The sequence below is a fragment of the Candidatus Poribacteria bacterium genome (genome assembly GCA_026706025.1).
In the GTDB taxonomy this organism is placed as follows: Bacteria; Poribacteria; WGA-4E; order WGA-4E; family WGA-3G; genus WGA-3G.
Map to the genome: position 1 here is coordinate 1 of JAPOZO010000062.1, position 4,118 is coordinate 4,118.

Annotated in this window: 5 protein-coding genes; 2 read left to right on the forward strand and 3 right to left on the reverse strand. The window is 41.5% G+C overall.

The genetic code is table 11. The annotated features are described in order from the left end of the window. The first annotated feature begins 97 nt into the window (after positions 1-97). Entirely contained in the window at positions 98-760 is a 663-nt protein-coding gene (locus tag OXH00_15015; protein ID MCY3742323.1) for a DUF4145 domain-containing protein, read from the forward strand. A gap of 89 nt (positions 761-849) precedes the next feature. Next, on the forward strand, positions 850-1,620 hold the full coding sequence (locus tag OXH00_15020; GenBank protein MCY3742324.1) for a hypothetical protein: 771 nt from the start codon (positions 850-852) through the stop codon (positions 1,618-1,620). 77 nt (positions 1,621-1,697) lie between these two features. Here OXH00_15020 and OXH00_15025 read toward each other — a convergent pair whose 3' ends face one another. The 3 genes from OXH00_15025 to OXH00_15035 form a co-directional block, all read right to left on the reverse strand. After that, entirely contained in the window at positions 1,698-2,693 is a 996-nt protein-coding gene (locus OXH00_15025; GenBank protein ID MCY3742325.1) for a hypothetical protein, read from the reverse strand. Between the two features lie 12 nt (positions 2,694-2,705). Further along, on the reverse strand, positions 2,706-3,683 hold the full coding sequence (locus tag OXH00_15030) for a hypothetical protein (GenBank protein MCY3742326.1): 978 nt from the start codon (positions 3,681-3,683) through the stop codon (positions 2,706-2,708). A 71-nt stretch (positions 3,684-3,754) separates the two neighbouring features. Continuing rightward, positions 3,755-4,118, reverse strand: a 364-nt coding sequence (locus tag OXH00_15035) for a hypothetical protein (protein MCY3742327.1), incomplete at its 5' end; no start/stop codon positions are given.

Here is a 4,118-nt window from a genome sequence, read left to right on the forward strand (position 1 = left end):
TCTTGTTAACAAAGCATAGAAATGCTATAATATTTCCTGTGAGAACGAACTTTACTACGTCCGAAATTACTTATTGGATAGATTTATACGAGGTATTATGAACTCCGTTTTAGAACCTATTACGAAATCTTCTCAATATCAGCAGCCAGAACACAACAAAGAGAAATTTAACTGTCCTCATTGTAATATCTTTACGAATCATGCTTGGATAGAAGAACTTTATGATGAAGACGGAGGCCTTTTCTATATTCAAGAAGAAACTATTAGTGCTTCTATCTGTTCAGCATGTGATAGCACAACTTTTTGGGTGAAAAATCAGATTATATATCCACAATTAAGAGCAGCTCCGCACCCCAACAGTGATTTACCAGATGACATAACAGAGATTTATGAACAAGCTGCTGCAATAGCTCATCAATCATCTATAGCAGCTTGTGCTTTATTGAGATTAGCAGCCGAAAAACTGATCCAACATTTAGGGGGGAAAGGCACTCTTAACGAGTCTATAGGAAACATGGTTAAAAAAGGACTTTCACCACAGATTCAGCAGTCCTTGGATATACTAAGGATAACAGGAAACAATGCTATACATGCGGGGCTGATCATTTTTGAAGATAAGACCAATGTTCAACATCTTTTTCACATAATCAACACAATTGCTCATGTGTTAATCACTCAACCTAAAGAGACAGAGTCTCTATATAACCAACTCCCTGAAAATTCTAAAGAAGAAATAAAAAGGCGAGATGATATATCCTAATAAACGTTTGAAGCCCAAAACTACTTATGCGAAAATTTCTGCAAGTCCAAAACGTCTAATCCCGTAGAAATAAAAAGGAACTGATAACCATGAATGAAATAGAAATTAGTCAAAATATAGACATTCTTGAGCCTATTCTAAAAACAGGAGGAATATTAGGTAAGAGTGTAGCTAAAACAGCACTTCTTCGTATATTTAGACATGTTGTATTAAACCAACCTGACCACGTAATTGAACGAGTTTTTAATTCGTTTAGCTTGGGGCAAGAATATAACGATAAAAAACGACAATGCGGTGAAACACTTAGAGCCGATTGGTATTTTGAGAATGATAATAATGTGAAATTTGTAGAAGATATGGTAAGACAAATTATTACTGATACTCAAGGAAAGAAAAGTGAATATATTACAAAATTTTATGTAAATATTCGGTTTAGTTCTAACGCTGATATAGATGAACACACTGCTTTTTCATATTTAGAAACAATGGATTTTCTGTCTTGGCGACAATTATGTATAATAAGGCTTATCGTTTTAAATAGAAGCGAAAGCGACACAGTAAGTTATCATTCTATGACAGATGAAAGATTAAAAAAATTATCTGACGATCAGCGTATGACATTTCATGCTATTAGTAGAGAATACAAAGAATTAATGGATAGAGGATATGTTAGTGGCACTTCTATGTATTCCATGGGTTCAGGAGATAAATGGAATAATGAACCTTGGTTAGAAACACCAGCACTTTGGGAAGTTCCATACTACATTAAAAAGTTACACGATTTAATGAATCTGCATGAAATACCAGATAAGGAAATCATTGAAACCTTTTCTATTTGGGACGTAAACTTTGAAGGTTGATATGTATAGTATACAACACTTGACTTTTTTCGTCAAGCGAATTAAGATTTCTGCAAGTACTATCTGACTAATTCCGTTTAATTTTGAACTTTCATTTTACCCCAGACCGTGGTAAGTAATTGGGGTTGTGGGGAAACAGGTAAAGTGTTGGGATCAAACCAGTCCCAACCTATGTTGCCATTACGATGTTTACTTGGCCCCACGCGAGCGAGCAGTGTCTCGGTGCGAGTGTCAAGGTCTATTTTAAACAACAGGTCTGAGCCGTCAATTGTCTTTGGATAGAGAAGTTTTTTCCCATCGGGTGACCATGCGAGTGTTCCGAACGCGTTTTTAACAATCTCTTCACATGCTTTACCATCGCGTTGGATGGTGTAGATACCCGGTTCCGCATTCCATCTCCATATAGAAAAGGCGAGTTGTCTCCCGTCAGGGGACCAAGCCGGATAGAGCATATTGTCTCCTTGGACCTTTGGAAGGAGTGTATCTTCCTCACGCGTTTTTAGGTTAATAATCCGAATATGCCATTCGGGGGATTTACCACTAACGAAAGCGATTTCGGTTCCGTCGGGTGACCAAGCAGGAAAGCCGCTCCATCCGGTTCCTGATTCAGCGATTCGTTCTGCCTCACCGCCACCGAGTGTCTTGGTGTATACTGCCCAGTCCGGCACGGGTGAATACGTACGATAGGCGATTTGTGTTCCATCGGGTGACCAAGCGGGTGCGGTTCTATACTCCAAGTCATCAAAAGCTCGGCGTATATTTTTCCCATCGGCATCCATGAGGTAGATGTCGGGAAGCCCTTTATGTTCTCGATCTGAGACAAAAGCGATGTGCTTGCCGTTTGGTGACCAAGTCGGATCGGTATCGTCTCTGGGATGGTGCGTCAATCGTATCTGTTGGCTGCCATCGGCATTCATCACATAGATTTCAGCGTTGCCGTGATTGCCGTTCCGAGTGGATGCGAACACAATTTTAGCGCGTGTTGGGGCTTGTGCCGGGACACGGCAAACGCTGAAGCAAAGCAGCGTGAAACCAATGCTACACAACAAAAGGAAAAAATATGGACGTTTCATAATAGCCTCCATTTAGTCTTTAATTTTCATTTCACCCCAAACAGTGGTAAGTGACTGTGGCTGCGGGGAAACAGGCAAGACTTTTGGATCAAACCAGTCCCAACCTATATTTTGTCCATGGCGTATTGTTTGACCGAAGCGGGCGAGCAAGGTTTCGGTGCCAGTGTCTAAGTTTATTTTAAAAAACAGTTTTTGGCCCGCAACAGTTTTTCGATAAAGCAGTTCTTTCCCATCGGGTGACCATGCAACCATTCTGGATGCATTTTCAACTATCTTCTCAAGATTTTTACCATCGCGATTGACGATGTAGATATAAGACTTTTGCTCATCTGGCTTCCACCAATAAAAAGCAAGTTTTTTTCCATCAGGAGACCAAGCAGGATCCTGCATGTTACCTTCCTTAATCTTTGGAAGAAGTATCTCTTTCTCGTGGGTTTGTAGGTTAATAATCCAAATGCGCCATTCTGTCCGGCTGCCTCCGGTGAAGGCGATCTCAGTCCCATCAGGTGACCAATCGGGGAAACCGCCAGGGTATATTCCTGCTTTGGAAACACGCTCTGCTGTTCCTCCCTCTATTGTGTTGAAGTATACTGCCCAATCTGGTATAGGTGAGTATGTATGGTAGGCGATTCTTTTGCCATCGGGCGACCAAGCGGGCGCGGTTCTATAGTCCAACTCGTCAAATGCAGGGCGTATATTTTTCCCATCGGCATCCATGAGATAGATATCAAAAACCCCGTTCTGTCCTCGTTCTGAGACAAAAGCGATGTGTTCCCCCGTTGGTGACCAGGTCGGATCGAAATCGTCTCCAGGGTGATGCGTCAATCTTATTTGTTGGCTTCCATCAGCGTTCATCACATAGATTTCAGCGTTACTATTTCGGGTAGAGGTAAACACAATTTTGGCGCGCTTCGGGGCTTGTGCCCAGACATGAAAAATGCTTGATAACATGAACACCAAACTGGTCATCAGTAAGATGAAAAGTTTCATGATTTTTATCGAAATTCCTCCGCAGACGATGCCGCACGATAGACGACATAGGGATGTGCTCGGACGCTCTGTTATTCTATATTTACTGTAATACTGTTGGAGGTAAGCATTGCCTTACCGAGCAGCGACTCAACAGGGAGATAAATGTCTTTGTCCTTCTTTTCAAGGAACTCAATCTGCTGCTGGATATCGTTAACTGCGGAACGCTTGTCGGCGGCGGAGACATGTGCATCGGTCACATCCTCAATCCGTTTAATCTCTGCTTCTAATTCTATAACTTCCGGGTGTTTCTTTTTCAAAAAATCTCGGTAGACCGATAACTCCATTGTGAGCGCGATTGTGTAGATACCTTTCTTCAACTGATAATATTTCTGTAAATCTTCCAAGGGGACAACCTGCGTTGTCGCGGCTTTCAATTCCAACCCTTGGATACAC